Source organism: Bacillus sp. DTU_2020_1000418_1_SI_GHA_SEK_038, assembly GCF_032341175.1.
GTDB lineage: Bacteria > Bacillota > Bacilli > Bacillales > Cytobacillaceae > Cytobacillus.
Window position 1 is genome coordinate 2,542,345 of the sequence record NZ_CP135435.1, and the last position, 24,680, is coordinate 2,567,024.

Here is a 24,680-nt window from a genome sequence, read left to right on the forward strand (position 1 = left end):
AATCCTCCATTTAATTAAATAAGCTAATATTAAAAATAATAGCAAACTTCTTTCAGATTGTGTTTAACTATATCTTTACATCACAATAATTGAAACGATTACTAAAGGATCTTTTGTTGCTACTCCTATGAATCTATTTTATGATAGTATCATTCTAATAATCTAATAATACCTATAAAGGAGACTGACCATGCCCTCTTTTGTAAATGAACGTAATGGAATTTTTCCTTCTGTATGTCCGCTTGATTGCCCGGATCAATGCGGTCTCCTTCTCCATAAAATGGATGGAAAAATTGTTAAAGTAGACGGAGATCCTAATCATCCAGTGACGAAAGGGAATATTTGCAACAAGGTACGTCATATGACAGAGCGAATATATGATGAAAACCGACTGAAATATCCGATGAAAAGAATAGGTCCGAAAGGCTCAGAAACGTTTGAAAGAATTAGCTGGGAGGAAGCGATTAACACCATTACTTCGCACTGGCAGGAGCTCATCCGAACAGACGGGCCAGAAAGTATTCTTCCTTATAGCTTCTATGGAAATATGGGCAATCTAACTGCTGAGGGAATGGATCGCCGCTTTTTTCACAGGCTCGGTGCATCACAGCTTGATCGAACGATCTGTCAAGCAGCAGGAACTGCAGGTATTAAATATACAATGGGCGGAAGCTTTGGAATTGATCCTGAGGATACAATCCACTCGAAATTGTTTATCTTTTGGGGAATTAATGCTGTAAGCACGAATATGCATCAGGTCGCTCTTGCCCAAAAGGCTAGGAAAAACGGAGCAAAGATTGTCGTCATTGATGTTCATAAAAACCAAACTGGACGTCTTGCTGACTGGTTTATTCCGATTTTACCTGGAACAGATTCTGCGCTAGCTCTTGGAGTGATGCATATTTTATTTGATGAAGGCATGGTAAATGAGGACTTTTTACAGGAATATACAGTCGGTTACCATGAACTTCGCGAGCATGTAAAGCAGTACAATCCTGCACTCGTTTCCGATATTACCGGTGTTCCGGTAGATGATATTTACAAGCTTGCTCGTATGTATGGGGAAACTACCCCATCTTATATCCGTATTGGAAATGGACTTCAGCATCATGATAACGGCGGGATGGCCATCCGGTCAATCGCCTGTCTTTCAGCTTTAACAGGACAGTGGCTGGAAAAAGGCGGCGGTGCGATTAAAGGGAATTCTGGTTATTTAGCTCATAATTCTTCAAGGTTGCAACGACCTGATTTACTGGAAAACAAGAAGACACGAATGATCAATATGAATCAACTTGGTAAAGCCCTTTTAGAATTAGATCCGCCAGTAAAATCACTGTATATTTATAGCAGTAATCCAGCAATTGTTGCTCCAGAAGGCAATAAGGTTAGAAAAGGGCTGGAACGGGATGATTTATTTGTTGTTGTCCATGATCTATTTATGACGGAAACGGCAAGATACGCTGACATTGTGCTGCCGGCTACCTCATCTTTTGAAAATATGGACTTCTATACTTCCTATTGGCATCATTACATTCAATTACAGCGGCCAGTGATTGAACCATACGAAGAGGCTAAATCAAATGTAGAAGTTTTTCGTTTGCTTGCCGATGGGATGGGCTTTCATGAACAAGCGTTTAAAGATTCTGAAGAGGATATGATTCGACAATCTTTAGACAATCCAAGTAATCCATATTTGAAAGATATTAGTTTTGAGAGCTTAATTGAAAAAAATTATATGAAAGCAAATGTAAAACCATTATTTCCTGGAAAGCTGCCAACACCAAGCGGAAAAATTGAACTCTATTCAGAGCAAATGAAAAGAGACGGGTATCCTGCTCTTCCAACCTATGTCCCGCTCCATGTAGAAGAGGATTTTCCACTTTTATTCGTTCCAGCGCCGAACCATAATTTCTTGAATTCAACTTTTTCTAATAATGAGAAGCATGTTTCGCTCGAGAAGGAACCTAAGCTTCATGTAAATCATGAAGATGCGAGTGCTTTGAATATTGAAGATGGTGAAATTGTACGTGTCTGGAATAACCGCGGAGAATGTGAGCTGAAGGCAGCTGTCGGAGATTTGGTCCTTCCAGGTGTGGTTGTTTCCCAAGGTTTATGGGCAGATGCTCCTGATAAAAAGCAGCATGTAAACTCACTGACTCCAGATCGCCTTTCAGATATGGGCGGAGGAGCTACCTTTTTTTCTGGAAGGGTGAAAGTGGAGAAAAAGAATGTATAATAAGAAGTTTAGTTAACGCGGAGAAAAGCATATGTTTTTGTTTTTGTTTAGATGCAACGAAACGCTTGGAATTTTTTCCAAGCGTTACTTTTTTCATTGGCACTTTACTTTCATTTAGCGTGACACTTTTGGCGGTTGGCACACGTCACATTTACGTTGATGATTATTTTTAAACTTCGTAAATGTTTTTTCAAAATTGCTTCCACATGCACATTTAAATAATAATTTTTGAGAAAACCCGTGATATTCCGTTGTTAGCAACTTACTTTCCGAATTGTTCTCAACAAATTCTTTAATTTTACTGATTGTCCATCGTTTATTCATTTTCTTACACCTCCATATTTTATCACTTGCGCGGAGGCTTTCTTGGCATCCGTTCATGAGCAAAAATCATATTTATTCTAAGCCCAAATTATATATGAGCTGCACGCATTTAAACAGATCATAATTTTGATTACTTTCCTACTTTTTTAATCTTGATTAAACCACAGTTGATCTTTGTCATCCACGTCGCCATTATAATTAATTAGAATTTCATCTCCAGCTTTTATATCTGTGAAAGCATAGAAATCAAATGTGTGATTGTTAAAATTAATCTCATAAATGGCATTAGGTTCATAAGAATGGTTAAACAACATTCCATATCCAAGCAGGATCGCAGAATGATTTTTCCCATACTCAAAAGCATAATCAGCAAGCAGAGTTTGCTCAATGTGTTGATGCTGGTCATTCGGATAAGAAATGACAGGGGCTTCATGCAAAAGTGTCCCTTTTTTAATATCGCATGTAGCAAATACTCCTCTATTGAATTCTCCATCACTTAGTGAAGATGTTTTTACCTCGATCATGTTGTCGGCCTTCTCACTTTTTAGATTTTCTTTCTAACTGTAACATTAATTTGAACAATGAGCTATTTTTATATGTATTAGCATCTATTTTCATCACTTTTGGTTTACAGTATCACTCCGGCAAAATTGCCTTTCAAGACTACCTTCTCAGTTTGATTACTGCATAAAAAGGAAGCAGTGATTCGTGTTCTATTATCCTGCTTTTCAAATTGTTCAATTGTTACTTCACAAATAATTGAATCACCAGTATATACTGGTCTTAAAAACTCAAAATTCATCGTACGAGCCAGTACATTGTTATCTCCACCAATTTTAGTTGGTAATGTCGCAGTCAACAACCCTTGAACGACAAGTCTGCCCTGTTCATCAGGGATAATATGGTGCTCTCCCTCATCACCTGATATTTTAGTAAACAATTTAACATCTTCTGCTGTGAAGGTCCGTTCAAAAGTAATAATATCGCCCACTTTTAAAGACAACGGTATTCCCCCTTATTTTTATCACTTATGATGAAATTAGTAATTTAAATAATTTGAGCGGACATTGAATCCGTGAAATATAAAGCCAGCATCACACTTTTAGCTATGAGAACAAATCTTGAGGCTCCCAATTTTTTGGTTTTATGTTCTTATTCATCCATTCCTTTTGTGGTGCCTGGTATGAGGCGGCTGCGATTAAATGATTATTGTGCCAAGCCGCTGCTCCGGAACGAATCATTTCATCAAGCAGGATTCTAATAAATTCTTCTGGCCGATGCTGGAAAGAGTAGCGAGCAAAATCTTGGAACCAACCACAATTTAGCAGGTAGTCATCGATTTCTTCTTTTGCCAGTCCGTTTTTTAGCATTAAGGTGAATGAAAAAATTCTCTTACAGGCATGCCATGATATTTTTTCTGGTGCCTTGAGCCACTTTTCAAACCGATTCCTAGCTGCATCGATTGAACTACTAGGATTCTCTATTTGTGGTCCATGTCCTGAATATGCCTGTTTAATCCGGAGCATGGACAACCGATCCAAACTTTCGAGAGATCGTTGGATAGATGAAACACCCTCTCTAAAGATATTTAACCAGCCGATGTCATTCTTGTGAAAGAGATCCCCGCAAATTAAAACCTCTTCTTCAGGTTCGTATAAAGAAATATGCCCTAAAGTATGTCCCGGTGTGTGCACGACTTTCAAGGTTCTGTCTCCAGTATGAATCTCATCGTTATCTGAAAGCTTTTTATCTACTCGATAAGGTTCTACAGGCTGATCTAACCATTCTGCACTACAGGCTTCATGGTCACAAATATTAATTAAATCGGCGTCCCATTTATGGGCAGCAACCGTCACTCCATAGTTTTTTTGAAGATGATAATTGCCTCCTACGTGGTCACTATGATAGTGCGTGTTCACAATAAGATGCAGCTCTTCTGGCGAAACGCCTGCTTCTTTCATTAATTGCTCGGTTTCAAACGCATCACTCCCAAATCCTGTATCAATAAGAATCGGGAGTTGATCTTTAATAAGGACCATGTTTGCACTTGGAAATTTTCTTTCAAAGAAAATAATCTTGGAGTTTTTCATATGCTATTCCCCCTTTATACAATTATGATCGAACGTTCACTCAATTTTAATTTATATAATTTACAGTGTTTAGAAATAAAGTATTGGCTTCTTTTGATGTGTGAAAATTAATTTATTGAAAATTTTAAACTATACAAATATTTTACGTGAAAGTGTATGAATAGTAAACTTCCATTTACATGTGAGTTGGTGGAGAAGCTTAAAACGGTGGTCGATATTGCGGATATAAAAAAATGAGGAAACCATAAGCGAGATATGAACGGGACTGGTTAATAAACTCTACATAACAATTACATTAAACAATCCTATGTTAGCGTTTTACTTTAAACACAGAAAAACGGGCACCTTTCTCTGCATTTGGTGCCCGCTCCAGGCGGATATTTGTCATAGTAGGAATCATGCTAGTTATAGACTGAAGACCTTTTCAAACTCATGCTTTGGCAGTGGCTTACTTATGTAATATCCCTGGATTTCATCGCAGCCGATTTTTTCCAATATATGTATGACTTCCTTCGTTTCAATTCCTTCAGCAACAACCTTTAGATTCAATTCATGTGCAAGATACGTAATCGCTTTTACGATGGCGATATCATCTGAATTCTTTGCAACCTCCTGAATGAATGTACGGTCGATTTTCAAGGATTGAATCGGAAACTTTCGTAAATAGTTTAGTGACGAATACCCTTTGCCAAAATCATCAATGGCCACACTCACACCCATTTTTCTCAATTCATTTAAGCAAGTTATACACTCCTCAGCATTGTCAATGAAACTATTTTCCGTAATTTCAATTTCAAGAAGATGTGGTGATAGCCCCGTCTTATCTAACACTTGCTTTATGACATGGTGAAAATTAGGCAAACGGAAATGAAGAGGAGAAATATTAACTGAAATTTTAACCGGCTTGGAAAAAAGAGAGTCATTCCATTCTTTATTTTGCTGACAAGCTTTTTCCAACACCCATTTATCTAATTTATGAATAAATCCTGTGTCCTCGGCAGTTGGAATGAAAACCTCAGGTGAGAGTTTTCCGAGTTCACGGTTATTCCAGCGTAATAAAGCCTCCATCCCATTAATTTCCTTTGAAACCAGGTCCAGCTTTGGCTGAAAATAAAGTTCAAATTCATCATTCTCAATGGCATTTCGTAAATGGTATTCGATCGATAACGCTTTCTCATGTGACTGAAACATATCTTTTTCATAAATTTTAAATGTATTTCGACCTTTTGATTTCGCCCTATACATTGCTGCATCTGCATTTTTTAATAATGTTTCACCATCATCTCCATGGTCTGGGAAGATACTGATTCCAATACTGCATGAAGTAAATATTTCCAAACTATTTAATAGCTTAATTGATTGATCAAAAATAGATAGAATTTGATTTGCATAATGTGTTGCGCAATCATAGTTATTGATTTGTGGTAAAAGAATAATAAATTCATCTCCGGCAAAACGATAAATCTGTCCTTTCTGGCAAAGTGCTTTTTTAAGCAATAAAGAAACTTTTGTAATTAATTGGTCTCCCACTGCATGACCGAAGGAATCATTAATTTGTTTAAATCGATCAAGGTCGATGTAAAATAAAGCAATTCTTTCATTCTGACTTTGAGAAATTGAAATTAAGTGATTTAAATCATCGCTAAACTTTCGTCTATTAGGTAGACTAGATAATATATCATGATATGCCATATATTCTATTTGCTGCTGGGCATGGTGCAATTCAGTAATATCATTCATGCAGCCAAGGATTTCTTTAATCTCTCCATCCTCGTAAATAGGTGTTATATGGGTTAATAATTGCCTTCCCTGAAATGGATATTGATAAGAAACCTGGCGGCCTAAAAACGCTTGATGATAAAATTTATTTAGATTTTCGGTTATTTCTTTAGGAAATATTTCATGAACCTTTTTATTCTTCATATTTCCGTTTCCTAAACCTAATTTATTTGCTAACTGCCCCTCATTAAGTGTATATACAAAATGATCTTGATCCTTTACTACTTTAAAGATTAGATTATTCATAGAGGAAACGATTTGCTGATAATCATTCTGCAAGGCCGATAATAACTTCTCCTTCGCAAACTTCCCTTCTGAAATATCGGTCCGTATCGCTATAAACATTATTGTTTCACCATTGATATCCTTTAAGGGCACGATCGTTGTTTTTACCCAATAATATGAGCCGTCCTTTGCTTTATTTTTCACTTCACCTTCCCATACTTCTCCTTTTAAAATTTGGCTCCACATATTTCGGAAAAATTGCTTATCATGATAGCCTGAATTTATGATTCGATGATCCTTTCCAATTAACTCTTCACGGCTATATTTTGAAATCTCACAGAATTTGTTGTTAACATAAATAATTTCTCCATTAATGTCCGTAACAGCTACGATCGCTGAAACATCAAGTGCGAATTTTAAATTGGTATAGTCCTCAAGGAAATCGCTAATCTCCTCAATACCCTTTTCCATTTGTAAAAATGTCTGATAATTTTTTTGACCATTTTTAAAAATCTCTTTTAAAGAATTAAGCCATGGCTGCACTCTATTTTGTTCAAACATTCCAGCCATTTTCACACCCCTTTAATTACATAAAAATCAATAATTATTCATAAATATAAATCTTTTGAATTTAAGCAAAAAGACCTGTTTTCATTCATTTAAACGTATAATTAAACAATTCACTTAAGTATAAGATCATATTTATTTAGTAAAATTTGTAACTAATGATAGATTAGTTTATTTTTATCATATTTTGTCAGTATATACAATATGTTGTCGATTTTACACTATGATCACGTTAGCAATGTATATTTATGCTAATCGAGAGATAATATATTAATAGTGGGCAGAGGATTAAAATTTAATTTATAGAATACTTAGATAAATAGAAAGGAGATGGTGATTTGCAACAAACAGATAGGAATAAATTATTAACACAATTAGAAGAAGCCATTCAAATCTATGTCAGGCCGGATACGTTTCCTTTAGCTCTTCGAGTAATGAAAAAAGGAGAACCACTGCCTGAACGTGTCAAAAGGCCTTACAAAGACTTCGGGAAAACATTTAGTATTTGTCAAGGGATTACAATGGCTAGAAGATATGGATGGGGATTGGCGATGGATCGGGAGGATCTTTCATGTCCGATTGCAAAGATCGCGTTTGGATTTGAAGAAGAATTAGCCTATTATACAGAAGGTAATTTAACAGATGGAATGTATACAAAAACATGTGATTTAGGTGCACTTACAGAGTCAGCAGTCCCTAAGTTTACAACAGTTGAAGCGGGAACAGTATTAATGGCTCCTTTATCCCGTGCAGCATTTGAACCTGATGTGATTGTTGTCTATGGAAATTCCGCACAAGTCATGCGTATGGTTGCAGCGGCTCTATATCATACCGGCGGTGAAATTACCTCAACCTTTACTGCAAGGGCTGATTGTGCAGATATTGTTATTAAGACTATGAAATCAAACAAGCCACAAGTTATTCTTCCATGCTATGGTGACCGAGTATTTGGACAAACACATGATCATGAAATGGCCTTCACCATTCCCTACTCCTCAGTTGAAAGTTTCATCGATGGATTGAAGCAAACACATAAAGGCGGCGTCCGCTATCCCGTTCCAACGTATTTGCAGTATGAAGCAAAATATCCTGAAACCTATGAAAAATTAAATGAGATGTTTAAATAAATGTATAGCAAATGAAAAGAATGAGAGTCCCTGGGGGCCCCTCATTCTTTTTTATGCATTCTTCAAATCTAGCAGCCTCTTATCTATTAGGCGTTTTTCATCTTTATTAAACGTACCTGGTGAGACTTTCTTAAGGATGGGTGTAACGCGAATGACATCTTGAAGTTTGCCTATTAGACTTTCATCAAGCTCCTCATGAGACTCAATGAATAACTCGAATTCGTCCTGATTGTGTACAGATGACACAATTCCTTGGAACATTCTATACCCTGCTTCCTCCATTAGGAGAGAAAGCTGCTTTTCTCTAACGAACATCCCTTTCACCTTTACTCCATCACTTACTCTTCCAAGAACTCCAGCAATCCGCTTCCCTTCATAACCTTCCACCCAACGTGACAAATCTCCGGTCCCAAAGCGAATAAGCGGATAGCTTTTATCATATAAAGTTACGACAATTTCACCTTCACCGGTATGAGCCTCGTTCCCAGTGTGGGGATCGCAAATCTGCACTATCGCTGAATTAGTCAAACGTAAACCAGGGCCTAGCTTATCCTCAAAGCCAATACATCCGCAATCTGCTGTGCCATATCCTTCATAGACAGATATCCCATTGTCCTCACATCTTTTTCTCATTTCCGTTGTAAGCATTTCCGCTGTGAAAAATACCTTATTAATGTGAATTTCTTTCCCTGGCGCCCATCCTTTTTCCTCTAACGCATCTAATATAATGGCCAAGAAACTCGGAGTACCTACATATCCAGTCACTTGTAAATCCTTCATCACTTGTATTTGCAGCTCACGATTTCCTGTTCCAGCTGGGATGACTGTGGCTCCTAATTCTCTAAGAGCAGAGTCAAACATAAAGCCAGCGGGCGATAAATGATAGGAAAAGGTATTTTGTACAATATCCTCTTTGCCGAAACCTGCAATAGACAAGGCTTCCGAAAACCTCCAAAAATCCTGTTCATGTGTTTGAGGATCGTAGATTGGACCAGGAGACATAAATATTCTTGCCATTTCCGTTGTAGGGATAGTCGTAAAATTTCCGAAAGGGGCATTTATACTCTGAAGCTCAGGCAATTGATCCTTTTTTAATACCGGAATTTTCTCCAAATCTTGGATTGACTGAATATCTTCTGGTGAAAGGCCAGCATTACCCATGATCTCTCTGAACCCTTTTGCGTTATCATAAGCATGCTGGATAATGTCCTTTAGTGCCTCCATCAAAGCCACCTCTTTCTTCTTTTATACGATTTAATATCTTTATAGCTTTTTCGACCCTTATCACTCATACCTAAATAAAATTCGCGAACATCCTGATTGGCTAGTAATCTTTCAACTGTACCGTCCATCACAATCCGGCCATTTTCCATTATGTAGCCATAATCAGCGATAGACAACGCGACATTGGCGTTTTGTTCGACAACTAAAATCGTTGTACCTTCCTCTTCGTTAATTTTTTTGATAATGTCAAAGATTTCTTTCACGAGCAGTGGAGCAAGACCAAGAGAAGGCTCATCTAATAGCAGCACTTTAGGCTTAGCCATGATTCCCCGTCCGATGGCCAGCATTTGCTGCTCACCCCCGGATAAATAGCCGGCTTGCCGGTTTTTTAACATTTCCAGCTTCGGAAAATAATGATATACTTTCTGGATATCGTCTTTAATATTTTTCCGGTCCTTACGTGTATGGGCACCCGCTATTAAATTTTCCTCAACTGTTAATTGCTCAAATACTCGGCGGCCCTCCATGCATTGAAAGATCCCTTTTTTTACAATGGTTTCGGCATCGCTGACATCAATTCGTTCGCCGTACAGCTCGATATAACCGTCTGTCACTTCACCATTTTCACTTTTTAATAGACCGGATATCGCTTTAAGAGTAGTTGTTTTTCCTGCACCATTACTTCCTAATAAGGCAACAATTTTTCCTTTAGGAACGACCATTGACATTCCTTTCAGAACAAGAATAACCCGATCATACATGACTTCGACATTATTAATCGTCAGCATACAATTCCTCCCGTTCCTTCACTTTCAAAAAGGGAGCGTCTGTTAAAACGCCCCCACCCTTCATTAATAGCCGATATAATCAGTGAATATTTCAAACTTGCCATTTTCTACTTTTGCCAGTCGGATTTGATTTGTACCTGCGTGATTATCAGCAGAGAATGAAACAGGTGCTGCAAGACCGCCAAGATCAAGATTTGATAGTTTTTCTAATCCGCCTCGAATCCCTTCACCAGTTGTCGGGTCATCCGCCAGCTTCATGCCCTCAACCATAATTCTCGCTGAAACCCATCCTTGGATGAACTTTTGGTTCTTATCCTCTAATTTTTCTCCTTTACTCTCCAAAAACGTCTTAATTTCCGCTATTCCCGGAAGATCTTCATAAGGGAATGCATGTGTAACCACTCCGATAAAGCCTTCAGCCGCATCGCCGGCAATTGGGATCAGCCCTTCACCTGCCGCCCAGTTCAAGCCAATAAATTGGGTATCTAGACCAAGTTTTTTGGCATCCTTTAAGATCGTTGCAGTTGCTCCCCATGTTTGCTGAATGATTGCGTAATCAGGATTTTTCTTCTCCATATTTAATAATTGGGATGTTGCATCAAGTGCCTGAAGCTCGACAATTTGTTCATCAACAACTTCTATTCCAATCTCTTTTGCAAAATTTTTCGCATCTTCAATTGGTGACTTTCCAAATGCCGTATCATTATAAAGTAAAGCCACCGTTGGAGTGCCACCGCTATGATTATCCTTTATCCACTTTAAGGCTGATCTGGCTTGGTCTGAATACGTTGCCGCTGCTAAGAAGTTGTATGGACTCTCCTCTATATTTTTGAGGTTTTCAGAATAAGAGCCAGAAATGTATGGTAGCTTATCAGCTGCCACTTGCTGGCGAAGAGCTTCAGTATCACCTGTTCCCCATCCTAAAATAGCTGACACCTTATCTTTTGATTTTAGTTTTTGATAGAGTTTTTGGGCTTCAGGTATTTTATAGGCATAATCATCACCAATTAATTCAACCTTATATCCATTAATATCTTGATCTGCCATATGCTCAAAATATGCTCTTGCACCTTCAGCATAAGGAGTTCCAACATCTCCAGTTCCCCCTGTAATATCAAAAATCCCGCCAAATTTTACTGTTCCTTTTGAACTGCCTGAACTCTTCTCTTCGCCCGAACACGCCGCCAGTACCCCAAAGACTAACATCATCATTAAAAATCCAGCCAAATACTTTTTCATTTTTCTCCCCCTTGATATTTTTGCAAAATGAAATATTAATAATTGAAAGCAATGCTTTCAAATATTCCCAAGTTTTATCTACTTTAACGCTAATATGAAAATGGCCACAATCTAAAGTAATCTTTAATATTTTTCCATATTTTCGCCAGCCCTTGTGGTTCATAGATAAGGAACAAGATAATAACAAGTCCAAATACAACTTCTTTCATTCCAACGAGAACATTAGAAATATCCGGGAAGACACCACTTAGAAGTTCAACACCCGAACGGAGGACAACAGGCAGTAAAGTGATGAAAACTGCACCGTAAATAGAACCGAATACACTGCCTAATCCACCTACAAGTATGATAGCTAAATATTCAATCGAGACACCGATGCTATAGAGCTCTGGGCTTACAACCATCGTGTAATGTCCAAGCAATGCCCCAGCAACCCCTACAAAGAAGGAACTCACGATAAAGGCAAGAACTTTATATTTAAATAAATCAATACCCATTACTTCTGCAGCAATATCTCTGTCCCTAACCGCGATGAAGGCTCTGCCAACCCTAGACCGGAAAAGATTTAATGTGAACATGGTCGTTATGATCAGGACACCAAACATTAAATAGTAATAGCTCGTTTCACTGTTAAAGATAAAACCACCAATTTCAGGTCTAGACAGGACCATTCCTGCTGTACCGCCTGTTAATGAGTCCCATCTGGAAATAACAAAGAGGATGATCACCTGGGCTGCCAAGGTGGCTATAGCTAAGTACAGTCCCTTTAAACGGAGTGAAGGTAATCCAAATAATCCTCCAACAATTGCAGTGATGATCCCGGCCGTTGGCATCGCAATCCAAAAGCTTAGGCCAAGCTTTGCCGTTAGAATGGCTGATGTATAGCCGCCGACACCTAGAAAGGCCCCTACCCCAATGGATATTTGTCCAGTAAAACCAGTTAATATGTTTAGCCCGATGGCGCCGATGGCAGCAATTCCACAAAGAGTCGCGAGACCAACAACGTAATCGGATGCTAATAGCGGAAAAATGGCTAAGAGTGCAAGCATGATAAAGATACGTACTCTTACGCGGGTGATTTTCCATATGGCCATATCTTGTTTGTAGTTCACATGGAATTCTCCACACCCCATTACAAATGGATTCTTCATCCGATTACACCCTCTCGATTTCTTTTTTGCCAAATAAACCATAAGGCTTGAACATGAGAATAAAGACTAGAATGACAAATGGCATGACTTCTTTCAATCCACCACCAACTAATGGATCTAAGTAGCCTCCTGTCATACTTTCGATCACACCAATGATGAGTCCCCCGATAATTGCTCCGGGGATACTATCCAAGCCGCCGAGAATGGCGACTGGCAGCACCTTAAGACCAATAGCTGAAAGAGATGCATTGACACCATTTATGTTTCCGAGCAAAATTCCGCCCACTGCAGAAACAACCGCAGCAATGGCCCAAGCTACAGCAAAAATCACCTTCACACTAATGCCCATTGACATGGCCGCCTGCTGATCATCCGCAGTTGCACGCATCGCAATGCCAAGCTTCGAATATTTGAAAAACAAAGTGAAAATTAACAGCATGATGACAACAATGGCCAGTGACCATAAATAAACTGGAGCCACTACAACTTGACCTAAACGTACGGGCTCTTCTGCGAAAATTTTTGGAAACACACGAGTTTCATGGCCCCAAATAATATGAACGATTCCAGCCAACACACTTGATAATCCAATGGTGGCCATAATCATAGAGATAACAGGTTCACCGATAAACGGCCGTAATACAATTCTTTCAATGACAAAACCGAGTACAGCACTGAATATGAGCGCAATCAATAATGCGGCAATAAAAGGAATGTTGTAAGCCGTTATTAGGGTAAGACAAACATATGTCCCAATTAATAGAAATTCCCCTTGCGCAAAGTTAATGGCATCACTAGATTTATAGATTAATACAAATCCTAGTGCCACTAATGCATATACACTTCCTACTACGATCCCAGTTACAAGCATTTGCAAAAAAAACGCCATTAAGCAGCTCCCTCTCCTTCATCCATGAAAATCACTTGAAGTGTTGTATGAATCGTTTGCTCATTTCCATCCCGATATCTGATTTTTCCTTCTACCTTAATCTGCCCCTGCTCTGTATACAATCCTTCAATCAATGATTCATATTTTTTTGCTACAAACTGTCTTCTAACTTTTTTCGTTCTTGTCAGCTCCTCATCATCCGCATCCAGCTCTTTATAGAGAAGAACAAATTTTCTAACGCGAGCCTTCTCAGGTAATGTTTGATTAATTTCATTTACCTGTTTTTGGATCATGTCTAATACTTGAGGTTTGGATGATAAATCTGTATATGTCGTATAGCTAATTTGATTTTTCTCAGCCCATCTTCCAACGTTTTCCATATCAATATTAATCATTGCCACCACATAAGGACGGTCTTTTCCGATCGCTACCGCTTCTTGAATGTATGAGCTGAATTTCAATTTATTTTCAATAAATTGCGGCGAAAACATTTCCCCAGAATGCAGACGGATAACATCTTTAATTCGGTCAATTACATATAAATGACCTTGATCATCAAGTCTTCCGGCATCTCCTGTATGCAGCCAGCCGGATTGTATCGTTTCCTTCGTTGACTTTTCGTTTTTGTAATACCCTTTACATATGCTTGAGCTTTTGATGAGGATTTCTCCCTCCTCAGAGATTTTCACCTCTGTACCAGGAATAGGAATGCCTACACTATCAAATTTAATATCGCCGTCCCGATGAACGATCGATATTCCAGATACTTCTGTCTGTCCGTATATACTTTTTACATTTACACCTATACTATGGAAAAATTCGAAAACATCTGGTCCAAGCGGTGCGCCCCCTGTATAAGCACGCTTCATATTGAGAAGGCCCAAATGGTCTCTAATCGCGCTAAACATAAAATAATCGGCGATTTTATATTGCCATTTCGTCCTGAATGATATTGGCTTATTTTCAAAATGGGCTTTGGCTACTTTTTCACCGATTGGCTTGCACCATTGATAGATTTTTCTTTTTAGCCAGCCGGCATCCTGTATTTTTACTTGAAATTTCGAAAGCATATCTTCATATATTCTAGGTGGCGAAAACATCACTTGAGGTCCGATTTCTCGTAAATTTTCTAATACCGTGGAAGGTTCTTCTGGGAAGTTAATGGTCATTCCATTATATAGGCCCATTGCCATGGTCATCATTTGTTCCCCAATCCATGCGAGCGGGAGGAAGGATACATATTCATCCTTATCTGTTAGTGGGTCAATCGTTGAAAGGTTTATTGCCATATCCAGCAGGTTCTTATATGTGAGCATCGTTCCTTTTGGATTCCCGGTTGTCCCAGAAGTATAAGAAAAGATCGCGATATCCTCTTCATTTCCTTTCTCAACCTCTGATAGAAAAAATGAAGGGGACTCTGATTCAAAATCCTTTCCTATTGCTTGGACTTCCTTAAAGCTTAGTAAAGATTCATCCTTATAGGTTCTCATTCCACGTGGATCATAGTAGATAATCGTCTTCACTTTCGGAATTTCTTCGCGAATATCAAATACTTTATCCACTTGCTCCTGATCCTCTACGACAACAATGGTGGCATCACAATGATCTAAAATATAGCTAATTTCACTTGGAAGTGATTCTTGATAGATTCCAACAGATATGCCTCCAAGACACTGGGTAGCTAATTCGCTCATGACCCATTCTGGACGATTGTCTCCAATTACGGCGACTTTATCTCCTCTCTTAAGTCCTAGCTTGGCTAAGCCTAGACTGAGGAATTTAACTTCTTCTAAATATTTTTCATAAGTAATTTCATTCCATATGCCAAAATCCTTTTCTCTCAAAGCCACATTTGACCCTGCTTTACTTGCCCACTCTAGTAAAATCTTAGGAAATGTCTTGTTCGAGCTGGACATCAATTTAAAACCTCCCCTATCTGCTTACCCCACATTTTCTTCACCTAAATATGCATCAATAACCTTTTGGTTATTTTGAATTTCATAAGGCGTTCCGTAACCAATTAACTTTCCGAAATCAAGTACAGCGATATGGTCGGATAAATCCATAACAACACCCATATCATGCTCAATTAGAATAATAGTCGTGTTCATCTCCTCATGAATATCGATTATGTACCGAGCCATATCTTCTTTTTCCTCATTATTCATCCCAGCCATCGGCTCATCAAGAAGCAGTATTTCCGGTTCTAATGCAAGTGCTCTTCCCACTTCTACCCTTTTTTGCAGGCCATAGGCCAGTCTTCCAACAGGCGTATCCCGAATATGTTCAATTTCTAAGAAATCGATGACGTTTTCAACCTTTTCCCGGTGCTCCACTTCTTCCCTTTGTGCCTTACCCCAGTACAAACCTCCAGAAAGGACGCCCGTTTTCATACGGACATGCCTGCCAAGCATTAAATTATCCAAAACTGACAGATGCGGAAACAATTCAATATTTTGAAAGGCCCTTGCGATCCCTAGGCTTGCGCGCTTATGAGGTTTTAATTGGGTAATTTCCTCTCCTTTAAAAAGAACTGATCCCTCTGACGGACGATAAAGGCCACTAATACAATTGAGCATACTTGTTTTTCCAGCCCCATTCGGACCAATTAATGAGAAAATCTCACCCTCCTTCACTTCATACGATACATGATCTAAGGCTACGACTCCCCCAAATCGCAAAGTAATATCCTTTATTTCTAAAATCCCCACCTAACAATCTCCCCCTATGCCGTACTTAATTTGAAAAATTTAGAATATTAACTATATTCTACGTAGAATTCTCTTTCCCTTTTTTATTGCTATGATTAATTGTGTTATTTTATCCGCTATAAGAAAAAAAGAGTGCAAATCCATTAAGATTTACACTCTTCCAGCTCATACTTGCTTTTTATTTTTCCCTTTGACGAATCGATAGGCAAGATAGGCAATATATAACGGTGCGGCAATATAAATTAAGTATGGAAATTGTCCTTGTGTTCCTTTTTTATAAATAATATATAAAAGACAACCAAGAAATATTGTTACAATCGTCCCATACTTTGGAAGCGGTATTTCTTTAAGACTAGGAATTCTAATTTTACTAACCATTAAAAAACACATACCTGTAAATACAACGGTTGTGATAATCTGGGGAATTTTATCCCCAAATAATGTTAATATTGCTAAAATCCCACCTGCTGCTGTAATAGGTACTCCGACAAAATAATTTAATGAGGCCTTGCTGGAGCTAATATTAAATCTCGCTAAACGATAAGCTCCGAACAATGGAAATAATCCAGCAATAGCCATTCCTAAAATGCCAAATTGAAAGAAATATGTATAATATACTAAAAATGATGGCGCTACTCCAAATGTAACAATATCGGCAAGTGAATCAAGCTGTTTCCCTAATTCGCTATCAACGTTTAGCATGCGAGCCAGCCTTCCGTCCATGCTATCGAGCATCATCCCGATTAAAATTAATATAGCTGCGTTCTTAAATTGTCCGGTCGCAGCAAAACCGACTGATAAAAATCCACAATATAAATTTCCGAGCGTAACCATATTGGGAATTGCTTTATATATTTTCACAAGTCCTAATCTCTCCTAACGATATTTATCATATGCCATTATATTATTTCCACACAAAATGTTATGTAAAATTTATTCCCTAGCAGCTTGCTAAAGAAAATTATAACACTTATTTCATTTGATTAAGCAATCTTCTTAAATAAAAAAGAATAAAAAGGCATCGGAATATGATCCGATGCTGCATAAAATAAATTCATTAAGTCATGAATCTATTCTTTCAATAATAGTTGCATTGGCCATTCCATGACCTTCGCACATTGTTTGGAGACCATATCTTCCCCCAGTGCGTTCAAGCTCATGAATCATTGATACCATTAACCTTGCCCCGCTCGCTCCAAGAGGATGACCGAGTGCTATAGCACCTCCATTTGGATTAAGCTTTGATGGGTTGGCACCCGTTTCCTTTAGCCAAGCCAGCGGGACAGGCGCAAAGGCCTCATTTACTTCAAACACATCAATTTCATCGATTGATAATCCAGCTTTCTTTAATGCTTTTTCAGTGGCTGGAATTGGACCAGTTAGCATTAAAGTTGGGTCCGAACCGACAATAGTTCTAGTAAGAATGCGAAATCTTGGCTTCAGTCCGAGTTCCTCGGCTTTTTCTCGAGACATAATTAGTAAGGCTGCAGCTCCGTCACTAATCTGACTCGAGTTTCCTGCATGAATGATTCCATCTTCTTTAAACACAGTTTTTAAACCGCCAAGTGCTTCTACAGATGTTTCCGACCGCGGTCCGGCATCCTCTGAGACAGTAAGGGTTTCGCCGTCTGGCAAATTGACTTGAACAGGAACAATCTCTTTTGAAAAATAGCCATTGGCTTGTGCCTTCAAAGCTTTTTGATGGCTTTCATATGAAAATTGGTCCAATTCCTGACGAGTAAATCCGTATTTTTCAGCTATTCGTTCTGCTGATAAGCCTTGATGAATAATTTCATGCTGGCTCATCAGCTTGTCACTAAATGGAACCCCTTGATAGCTGGAGCCAATTGGGACCCGTGACATATTCTCTACTCCGCCAGCAATGACAACATCCATATCACCAGCAATGATTGCCTGGGCAGCAAAATGAACAGCCTGCTGGCTTGAACCACATTGACGGTCAATAGTCGTGCCAGGGACCTCAATTGGAAAACCAGCTATGAGGGCGGCAACTCTTGCAATATCACCACTTTGTTCTCCAATTTGGGAAACACAGCCCAATATAACATCATCAATAATTCCCGGATCTATTCCTGTTCGCTCGATTAATGCTTTTAACGCCTCAGCAGCAAGATCATCTGCTCTAAAGTCTTTAAAAATTCCATTTCTTCTCCCGACAGGTGTTCGAACCCCTTCAACAATGACTGCTTCACGCATGTTATTATCCTCCCTTAAAGCCCGATGTTTTTGGCAATTATCGTTTTCATGATTTCATTTGTTCCAGCATAAATACTAGCTACTGGAATATCACGATAGCGTCTGGCAATCTCGTATTCTTCCATATAACCATATCCGCCATGAAGCTGCATACACTCTACAGCAATCTTTCTTGCGTTTTCAGTGAGCTTCCACTTTGCCATAGAAACCTTTGTCACAACATCTTTTCCATTCATATGCTCCATGATTAGCTGATCCAGAAATACCCTGTCCATTTCGACATCTGTTGCCATCTCAGCGATTTTAAATTGTGTATTTTGAAATTGACTGATTGGACGGCCAAATGCTTGACGGGATTTAACATAGTTTATCGTCATTTTTAGCATCTCTTCTGCAGCAACTTGAGCAGCGATAGCTACGATCAGGCGCTCCTGCTGCAATTTTTCCATCATATATTGAAACCCCTTGCCTTCTTCGCCAATCAGATTTTCCTTTGGAACGTTACATTCTGCGAAAATTAATTCTGCTGTGTCTTGACAATGCAGACCTACCTTATTTAATTTTCTTCCCCTTGTAAACCCTGGCGTATCTCTTTCGATTGCGAGCAAACTAATTCCCTTATATGCTGGCACTGCGTGAGGATTTGTATTACAAGCTACAATAATCAGATCTGCATGGATGCCGTTTGTGATAAATGTTTTTTGACCATTGACGATATAATGGTCACCCTCTAGTCTGGCAGTTGTTTTAATTCCTGCAAGGTCTGAACCCGTTCCAGGTTCCGTCATCGCAATGGCGGTGATTATTTCGCCTGTTGTACAGCGTGGAAGCCACTTTTGCTTTTGCACTTCATTCCCAAATGAAGATAGATAAGGAATGACAATATCATTGTGGAGCCCAATTCCGATAAGCCCTGAACCAACTCTCTCCAGCTCTTCATTAATGACCACTGAAAATCCCCAATCTACCCCGCTTCCGCCATATTTCTCATCTAAGTCCGGACATAGGAATCCTTGTTCCCCCATTTTAGTCCAAAATTCCCGTGGGATGATTCGATCTTGTTCCCACCTCTCATAGACGGGATATGCTTCCTTCTCCAAAAACCTGCGCAATGATTTGCGAAATATTTCATGTTCGTCTTTTAAGTATTGTGCTGTCATGGAACTCCCCTTTCTCAATAAGAAATTAATCTAATTTTTTGGGCAGTGTCATATTATTCGAACATTCAGTATTCATTTTTGAACTTACTTGTAAAGCAGAATCATTTCGACTGCATTCTGATTCCCCCATCGAGTCGGATTGTTTCACCATTTAGCATTGGATTTTGAATTATACTTTCTACGAGCATGGCATGCTCCCCCGGTTCTCCTAGTCTTTTTGGGAAGGGAACCATGCTTCCTAATGACTTCCTTGCTTCTTCTGGTAGTGAATCAAACATGGGCGTATGGAATAATCCTGGAGCGATGGTCATTACTCTTATACCGTATTCTGCGAGCTCTCTTGCCAGAGGTAATGTCATACTAACAACTCCCCCTTTAGATGCACTGTAAGCTGCTTGCCCGATCTGCCCTTCAAATGCTGCAACAGACGCGGTATTTATAATAATTCCTCTTTCACCAGAAGCATTCGGCTCGTTTTTAAGCATCTTTTCCGCCGTAATTCTAATCACATTAAAAGTTCCAATTAGATTAATATCCATTACTTTCTTAAATGAATCTAATTGATGCATGCCTTTTCGACCGAGTAGTTTGGAAGCGTAAGCAATGCCGGCACAATTTAGTACAAGATTAATTTCTCCAAATTTCTCCGTGCATGCTTGTGTCGCTGCCTTAACATCCTCTTCCTTCCTTACATCTGTTTTCATAAACAGGACGTTCTCCCCAAGCTCTTCCTGCAGCCTTATGCCACGCTCATCATCCTGATCTAGAATAATGGCTTTTCCGCCTTTATCAATGATATTTCTAACATTCGCCTCTCCAAGCCCAGAGGCTCCTCCCGTTACAATTGCTATGCAATCTTTTACATTCAAAATATAACCTCCTCTAATGATTGATTTACCTATCTTTGATTTCAATTTTTCACATTGGTTCTCCTGCTTAGGTTCTAGTAAATGTATATTATTATTTTGATAAAAGATTCTTTTACTAATTAAAAAAGGCCCATCTAGTTAAGTACTAGATGGAGCCCAAACTTTTTTCAAGCCAATTCGCTTTCAAGCAGGATAGACTTTAAATATTTTCTAATTCTATACAATTTCGTTTTTACTGTATTCTGGTTTAATTTCATTAAATGGGCTATTTCTCTTTCTTTTAGTCCATAATTAATTTTTAGTAAAAACACTCTTTTTTGATCAGGTGAGAGAGAGTTAATCACAGCATGAATTTGCTCATTTAAGAAATTCAGTTCTACTTCCTGTTCCACGTTTTGGTTCATAATCAGGTTCGTATTCTCAATGTCTTTATTCGCAGCCAATCTTTCAGTTGTTTTCCTTTCTTTACGGATCACGTCAATGGCCGTTCTCGTGGCAATAGATGACAGCCAGGCTCCCATTTTCTCTTTATCCTGAATGGTGTCCATTTTTTGGTAAGCTTTGAGTAAAGTTTCCTGAACAACATCCTCAGCTAAATAATGATCTCTTGTAATACAATAAGCTGCATGAAATATCCGCTTATAATACAAATCACAAACTTCTTTCATATCAATAGAGCAAGCATCCATTTTCATTCCCCTCCCTCACCAACTATTCAAAATATTGCTTCACAAAATCCGGAACTCTGTCACTGCTAAAGCTTTTTATATCTATATACCGATCATTTTTATATTTAATAGCTACCACATATGGTCCATCAATATAGCCCTTTGTATCCTCCAAAGTTGTTTCCAGCATTGTTTTATCTGTTATCTTAAGAACGTTACTAATATTTTCCATCTGATTAAATACTTCCTCATGGGAAAATCCTCTAAAGTCGATATCCAATTCATCCTTTGGAGCAATGTATGCAGTGTCAATATCTGAAGCATTAACTCGCGCATTCTCTAATAGCCCCTTCTCAGAAAGCCACTGTTCAAATTTTTCATATGAAACTCGCCATTGCATCATAGCCGTTTTATCATTCCGCTGAAAAATTTCAATAACCGAATAGGCATCCCGATCATCCTGAATCTCTTCATAAGTTGCCTGATTTATTTCATCTTTTAAAATGGAAATTGCTTCTTCCATTTCAGTTGGATCAACAATGATTGACCTTTTACTTACAGGACCGAAAGGCTGAATAGTTATTTTTTCTATTTGATCCTCTTTTACTTGAAAAATCTCGTTAGTAACCCTTTTGTATTCTTGAGATTCATAGATTAACTTATAAAACTGGGCGTATTTATTTTTATCAATCTCATAGTTTCTTATTATTCTCTTTCCATTGGTCAGCTCATAAACAAAAAAGGCAGAATCTCTAGAAGATGGGCTTTCGCCCTTATTGGCTACAATTTCTTTATGAAGCCTTCTTATGAGCTCAATATTGTCTGTATCCTCTAGATAATAAGGTTCTGTTTCAGAATCAATAAAACGGTAGTAGCTGTTTCCAAAATGAACACGTTCAATTTCACTCGTATACGGAATATTTTTCTCATATTGAGTAAAATCAAATTGGAATAAGATGAAAAGAACAGCCATTGTACAAGCATAAATGAGAAACCCTCTTATATGAATGATGATTCTCCAAGATTTTTGTAATACCATTTCAGCAATAAAATATCCTAAAATGGAGCCAAACAAATAACCTGCAATAAGCCACAAGGTGCCTCCTTCCATTTTTCCGAAGTACATTCCGCCTAATAACATCGAGCAAAAGGTTGCACCATATTTAAAGATTGGCTTCATAAAGGGAAAAATGAGAGCCTGAGATACTGCTTCAAGCCTTCTGTGCTTATAAATCCATAAGGATGCTCCATACAAAGTAAAAATTAGCAAAATATAGATGATGATTTCTCCCCATCCAACCGGACGTTCGTTGATTAAGCTTAAAGCGACTAAAGGGGAAATAGAGTCAATTTTATTTTCCATGAAATATTGTTCAGGAAATCCATACAAGTAAAACGGCAGATTAAAACTAAACAACATAATTAAGCCAATCGGCAGTAGCAGAAGTATATAAGTTAACCCGCCTTGGACAACGGATAATCCTGTTATCATTGCCACAAAGACCGCTGCCATATAAATTACTAAATTAAACATAATTGTTATGCCCATCCATTGGAATACATCGCCAATACTTAAAGTTTCCTGTAAATCTAATGGACCGTAAATGATCAATACAATTAAGCTATTTAGTATAACCGGTGTTATTAATATCACTGCTCCCAAAAGTGTGAACACGTGATAAATTCGCTCTCTCTTCAATGGCAGACTATGCATAAAATCGCTAAAATGCTTTACCTGCAAAAAGCGAAATAAGAATATCGCCAAAAGAACAGGAAGTGCAATAGATAAAACAGTTTGAATCTCAGCATTAGATTGGAACAGATTTTCTATCCTTATAAAATATCGGTGTTCCTCATACTTAGATTCTGTCATTAATATTTCTAATGGAACGGCGATGAATAAACCAAGAAAATATAAGATGGATACCCACCCGACACTTCTCAAGATGGTTTTCCAAATCTCTCTGCTAACCAAGGATATTTTGGACTGCATATCCAACATCCCCCATTTCATAAATAAAAATTTCTTCTAATGTAAGTGGCAGGATATCAAATATGATAGGGTTATACTTGATAATTCTGGCTGATATCTCTTCTTCTTTTCCATTCAAAATAAATAAATGAATACTTCCGCGTTTTTCCTTATGAAGGATTTTGACATTGTCAAAGATTCCTGGCGGAGTTGGTCCATTAAAGGCAATCTGGATTTTGTGGGTATCTGATTTTAGATCGTCCAGTTCCTTTTCAATCATTAATTTTCCTTTATGCATAATGCCAATGAAATCACATAAATCTTCAACCTCTCTTAAATTATGTGAGGAAATTAATACAGTCATTTCACGTTCAGCAACATCTTCAATAAGTAAGCCTTTTACTTTTTTCCGCATGACCGGATCTAGTCCATCCATCGGCTCATCAAGAAGAAGAAGATCTGGTTTCGTTGATAGGCCGAGGATAAACGCAGCCTGTCTTTGAATCCCCTTAGAAAATTTATGAACCTTTTTATGTATGTCCATATTAAAAGCTTTAACTAATTCTTCAAAACGATTCTGATCCCAAGCAGGATATATATTTTCATAGAATTGTGCCATTTGCTTCACTGTATATTGGGGAAGGAAATAAGGAATATCCTGGATAAAGAAAATTCTTTGCTTGATGTTTGTATTCTCATAAACTGGCATTTCATCTATCGTAATTACCCCATCATCCTGAACATAGATTCCTGCTATCAGTTTAAGGAGTGTCGTCTTTCCTGCCCCATTGGAGCCAAGTAAACCATAAATCGACCCTTTGTTCACAGTTATATTAATATTCTCAATAGCTTCTAAGTCCTCAAATGACTTGCGAACATTTCTAATTTTGATCATCTTCTATCCCTCCCCCAACAGTAGCCTCAACCTCTTGAATGATTTTGTATAATTCATCTGCCGACATGCCTAGATACATGGCTTCTGAAAGCAGCTTAATTAGCTCTGATTTCACCTTACTTAGCTTTTCAGTATTAGGCGAGGGACTAGCCGGACTAACAAAACTGCCTTTTCCTTTAATGGAGTAAATATATCCTTGAACCTCAAGCTCTCGATAAGCTTTTTGGATCGTATTCGGATTAATGGTCAGCTGCTGGGCTAGCGTTCTCACTGAAGGTAGCTGTTCATCTGTCTTTAATATCTCTGTAATTATCAGCTCTTTAAGCCGCTCAACCAATTGCTCATATATCGGTTTACGGCTCCTTACATCCAGCTCAAACATTATATGCCCTCCCATCTGTACTTAGTGTACTACCATACATAGTACAGTTGATACAGTTAGGATTATATTATAAAAATATGGAAATGGGAATAGGTATTTGGAAGTTTTTTTATTAAAGGCTTAATTCGGATATTACTAGTGCTGACCGATATTTATCCAAAAGTGAC

The 24,680-nt window shown here is 38.2% G+C and carries 22 protein-coding genes; 2 read left to right on the forward strand and 20 right to left on the reverse strand.

Annotated elements, in window-relative coordinates:
• The first annotated feature begins 190 nt into the window (after positions 1 to 190).
• A complete protein-coding gene (locus tag RRV45_RS12515; protein ID WP_315665025.1) occupies positions 191 to 2,236 on the forward strand; it encodes a molybdopterin oxidoreductase family protein in 2,046 nt (681 codons plus the stop codon).
• A gap of 114 nt (positions 2,237 to 2,350) precedes the next feature.
• Here the strand turns inward: RRV45_RS12515 and RRV45_RS12520 are convergent, their stop codons facing one another.
• From RRV45_RS12520 to RRV45_RS12540, 5 genes are all read right to left on the reverse strand, one after another.
• Positions 2,351 to 2,560, reverse strand: coding sequence for a hypothetical protein (locus RRV45_RS12520; protein WP_315665026.1), 210 nt, complete (start codon positions 2,558 to 2,560; stop codon positions 2,351 to 2,353).
• A gap of 146 nt (positions 2,561 to 2,706) precedes the next feature.
• Positions 2,707 to 3,084: an SET domain-containing protein gene (locus RRV45_RS12525; protein WP_315665027.1), complete on the reverse strand. Its 378-nt coding sequence runs from the start codon at positions 3,082 to 3,084 to the stop codon at positions 2,707 to 2,709.
• Positions 3,085 to 3,188: 104 nt separating this feature from the next.
• The gene (locus RRV45_RS12530; protein ID WP_315665028.1) at positions 3,189 to 3,563 is read right to left on the reverse strand and encodes a hotdog family protein; all 375 of its coding nucleotides are present in this window, start codon (positions 3,561 to 3,563) and stop codon (positions 3,189 to 3,191) included.
• A 103-nt stretch (positions 3,564 to 3,666) separates the two neighbouring features.
• On the reverse strand, positions 3,667 to 4,650 hold the full coding sequence (locus tag RRV45_RS12535) for an MBL fold metallo-hydrolase (protein ID WP_315665029.1): 984 nt from the start codon (positions 4,648 to 4,650) through the stop codon (positions 3,667 to 3,669).
• 405 nt (positions 4,651 to 5,055) lie between these two features.
• Entirely contained in the window at positions 5,056 to 7,224 is a 2,169-nt protein-coding gene (locus RRV45_RS12540; protein WP_315665030.1) for a sensor domain-containing protein, read from the reverse strand.
• A 335-nt stretch (positions 7,225 to 7,559) separates the two neighbouring features.
• On the opposite strand from RRV45_RS12540, the gene RRV45_RS12545 reads away from it, so the two are divergent.
• The gene (locus RRV45_RS12545; protein WP_315665031.1) at positions 7,560 to 8,348 is read left to right on the forward strand and encodes a DUF169 domain-containing protein; all 789 of its coding nucleotides are present in this window, start codon (positions 7,560 to 7,562) and stop codon (positions 8,346 to 8,348) included.
• 51 nt (positions 8,349 to 8,399) lie between these two features.
• Here the strand turns inward: RRV45_RS12545 and RRV45_RS12550 are convergent, their stop codons facing one another.
• From RRV45_RS12550 to RRV45_RS12620, 15 genes are all read right to left on the reverse strand, one after another.
• A complete protein-coding gene (locus RRV45_RS12550) occupies positions 8,400 to 9,572 on the reverse strand; it encodes a phenylacetate--CoA ligase family protein (RefSeq protein WP_315665032.1) in 1,173 nt (390 codons plus the stop codon).
• A complete protein-coding gene (locus RRV45_RS12555; RefSeq protein WP_315665033.1) occupies positions 9,572 to 10,360 on the reverse strand; it encodes an ABC transporter ATP-binding protein in 789 nt (262 codons plus the stop codon). Before RRV45_RS12555 ends, RRV45_RS12550 begins: the two co-directional genes overlap by 1 nt.
• Positions 10,361 to 10,423: 63 nt before the next feature.
• Positions 10,424 to 11,599: an ABC transporter substrate-binding protein gene (locus tag RRV45_RS12560; RefSeq protein WP_315665034.1), complete on the reverse strand. Its 1,176-nt coding sequence runs from the start codon at positions 11,597 to 11,599 to the stop codon at positions 10,424 to 10,426.
• An 89-nt stretch (positions 11,600 to 11,688) separates the two neighbouring features.
• Complete coding sequence (locus RRV45_RS12565) at positions 11,689 to 12,750, reverse strand: branched-chain amino acid ABC transporter permease (protein WP_315665035.1); 1,062 nt, start codon at positions 12,748 to 12,750, stop codon at positions 11,689 to 11,691.
• 4 nt (positions 12,751 to 12,754) lie between these two features.
• The gene (locus RRV45_RS12570) at positions 12,755 to 13,639 is read right to left on the reverse strand and encodes a branched-chain amino acid ABC transporter permease (RefSeq protein WP_315665036.1); all 885 of its coding nucleotides are present in this window, start codon (positions 13,637 to 13,639) and stop codon (positions 12,755 to 12,757) included.
• Entirely contained in the window at positions 13,639 to 15,555 is a 1,917-nt protein-coding gene (locus RRV45_RS12575; protein ID WP_315665037.1) for an AMP-binding protein, read from the reverse strand. Before RRV45_RS12575 ends, RRV45_RS12570 begins: the two co-directional genes overlap by 1 nt.
• A gap of 24 nt (positions 15,556 to 15,579) precedes the next feature.
• The gene (locus RRV45_RS12580; RefSeq protein WP_315665038.1) at positions 15,580 to 16,350 is read right to left on the reverse strand and encodes an ABC transporter ATP-binding protein; all 771 of its coding nucleotides are present in this window, start codon (positions 16,348 to 16,350) and stop codon (positions 15,580 to 15,582) included.
• Positions 16,351 to 16,515: 165 nt separating this feature from the next.
• Positions 16,516 to 17,184: a CDP-diacylglycerol--serine O-phosphatidyltransferase gene (pssA, locus tag RRV45_RS12585; RefSeq protein ID WP_410489380.1), complete on the reverse strand. Its 669-nt coding sequence runs from the start codon at positions 17,182 to 17,184 to the stop codon at positions 16,516 to 16,518.
• Between the two features lie 228 nt (positions 17,185 to 17,412).
• The gene (locus RRV45_RS12590) at positions 17,413 to 18,567 is read right to left on the reverse strand and encodes a thiolase family protein (protein ID WP_315665040.1); all 1,155 of its coding nucleotides are present in this window, start codon (positions 18,565 to 18,567) and stop codon (positions 17,413 to 17,415) included.
• 14 nt (positions 18,568 to 18,581) lie between these two features.
• Positions 18,582 to 19,727 carry an acyl-CoA dehydrogenase family protein gene (locus RRV45_RS12595; RefSeq protein ID WP_315665041.1) on the reverse strand — a complete coding sequence of 382 codons (1,146 nt, stop codon included), beginning with the start codon at positions 19,725 to 19,727 and terminating at the stop codon, positions 18,582 to 18,584.
• Positions 19,728 to 19,828: 101 nt separating this feature from the next.
• Positions 19,829 to 20,596 carry a 3-hydroxyacyl-CoA dehydrogenase gene (locus RRV45_RS12600; RefSeq protein WP_315665042.1) on the reverse strand — a complete coding sequence of 256 codons (768 nt, stop codon included), beginning with the start codon at positions 20,594 to 20,596 and terminating at the stop codon, positions 19,829 to 19,831.
• Between the two features lie 167 nt (positions 20,597 to 20,763).
• Positions 20,764 to 21,291 (reverse strand): RNA polymerase sigma factor, encoded by a 528-nt coding sequence (locus RRV45_RS12605; protein ID WP_315665043.1) that lies wholly within the window; start codon positions 21,289 to 21,291, stop codon positions 20,764 to 20,766.
• Between the two features lie 16 nt (positions 21,292 to 21,307).
• On the reverse strand, positions 21,308 to 23,257 hold the full coding sequence (locus tag RRV45_RS12610; RefSeq protein ID WP_315665044.1) for a DUF6449 domain-containing protein: 1,950 nt from the start codon (positions 23,255 to 23,257) through the stop codon (positions 21,308 to 21,310).
• Positions 23,232 to 24,131 (reverse strand): ABC transporter ATP-binding protein, encoded by a 900-nt coding sequence (locus RRV45_RS12615; RefSeq protein ID WP_315665045.1) that lies wholly within the window; start codon positions 24,129 to 24,131, stop codon positions 23,232 to 23,234. Before RRV45_RS12615 ends, RRV45_RS12610 begins: the two co-directional genes overlap by 26 nt.
• Positions 24,118 to 24,513 carry a GntR family transcriptional regulator gene (locus RRV45_RS12620; RefSeq protein WP_315665046.1) on the reverse strand — a complete coding sequence of 132 codons (396 nt, stop codon included), beginning with the start codon at positions 24,511 to 24,513 and terminating at the stop codon, positions 24,118 to 24,120. Before RRV45_RS12620 ends, RRV45_RS12615 begins: the two co-directional genes overlap by 14 nt.
• Positions 24,514 to 24,680 lie beyond the last annotated feature (167 nt).

Coding starts and splice junctions, on each gene's coding strand:
- RRV45_RS12515 (WP_315665025.1), top strand. CDS start 191: ATGCCCTCTTTTGTAAATGAACGTAATGGAATTTTTCCTTCTGTATGT.
- RRV45_RS12520 (WP_315665026.1), bottom strand. CDS start 2,560: ATGAATAAACGATGGACAATCAGTAAAATTAAAGAATTTGTTGAGAAC.
- RRV45_RS12525 (WP_315665027.1), bottom strand. CDS start 3,084: ATGATCGAGGTAAAAACATCTTCACTAAGTGATGGAGAATTCAATAGA.
- RRV45_RS12535 (WP_315665029.1), bottom strand. CDS start 4,650: ATGAAAAACTCCAAGATTATTTTCTTTGAAAGAAAATTTCCAAGTGCA.
- RRV45_RS12540 (WP_315665030.1), bottom strand. CDS start 7,224: ATGGCTGGAATGTTTGAACAAAATAGAGTGCAGCCATGGCTTAATTCT.
- RRV45_RS12550 (WP_315665032.1), bottom strand. CDS start 9,572: ATGGAGGCACTAAAGGACATTATCCAGCATGCTTATGATAACGCAAAA.
- RRV45_RS12555 (WP_315665033.1), bottom strand. CDS start 10,360: ATGCTGACGATTAATAATGTCGAAGTCATGTATGATCGGGTTATTCTT.
- RRV45_RS12560 (WP_315665034.1), bottom strand. CDS start 11,599: ATGAAAAAGTATTTGGCTGGATTTTTAATGATGATGTTAGTCTTTGGG.
- RRV45_RS12565 (WP_315665035.1), bottom strand. CDS start 12,750: ATGAAGAATCCATTTGTAATGGGGTGTGGAGAATTCCATGTGAACTAC.
- RRV45_RS12570 (WP_315665036.1), bottom strand. CDS start 13,639: ATGGCGTTTTTTTTGCAAATGCTTGTAACTGGGATCGTAGTAGGAAGT.
- RRV45_RS12575 (WP_315665037.1), bottom strand. CDS start 15,555: ATGTCCAGCTCGAACAAGACATTTCCTAAGATTTTACTAGAGTGGGCA.
- pssA (WP_410489380.1), bottom strand. CDS start 17,184: ATGGTTACGCTCGGAAATTTATATTGTGGATTTTTATCAGTCGGTTTT.
- RRV45_RS12590 (WP_315665040.1), bottom strand. CDS start 18,567: ATGCGTGAAGCAGTCATTGTTGAAGGGGTTCGAACACCTGTCGGGAGA.
- RRV45_RS12595 (WP_315665041.1), bottom strand. CDS start 19,727: ATGACAGCACAATACTTAAAAGACGAACATGAAATATTTCGCAAATCA.
- RRV45_RS12605 (WP_315665043.1), bottom strand. CDS start 21,291: ATGAAAATGGATGCTTGCTCTATTGATATGAAAGAAGTTTGTGATTTG.
- RRV45_RS12610 (WP_315665044.1), bottom strand. CDS start 23,257: ATGCAGTCCAAAATATCCTTGGTTAGCAGAGAGATTTGGAAAACCATC.
- RRV45_RS12615 (WP_315665045.1), bottom strand. CDS start 24,131: ATGATCAAAATTAGAAATGTTCGCAAGTCATTTGAGGACTTAGAAGCT.
- RRV45_RS12620 (WP_315665046.1), bottom strand. CDS start 24,513: ATGTTTGAGCTGGATGTAAGGAGCCGTAAACCGATATATGAGCAATTG.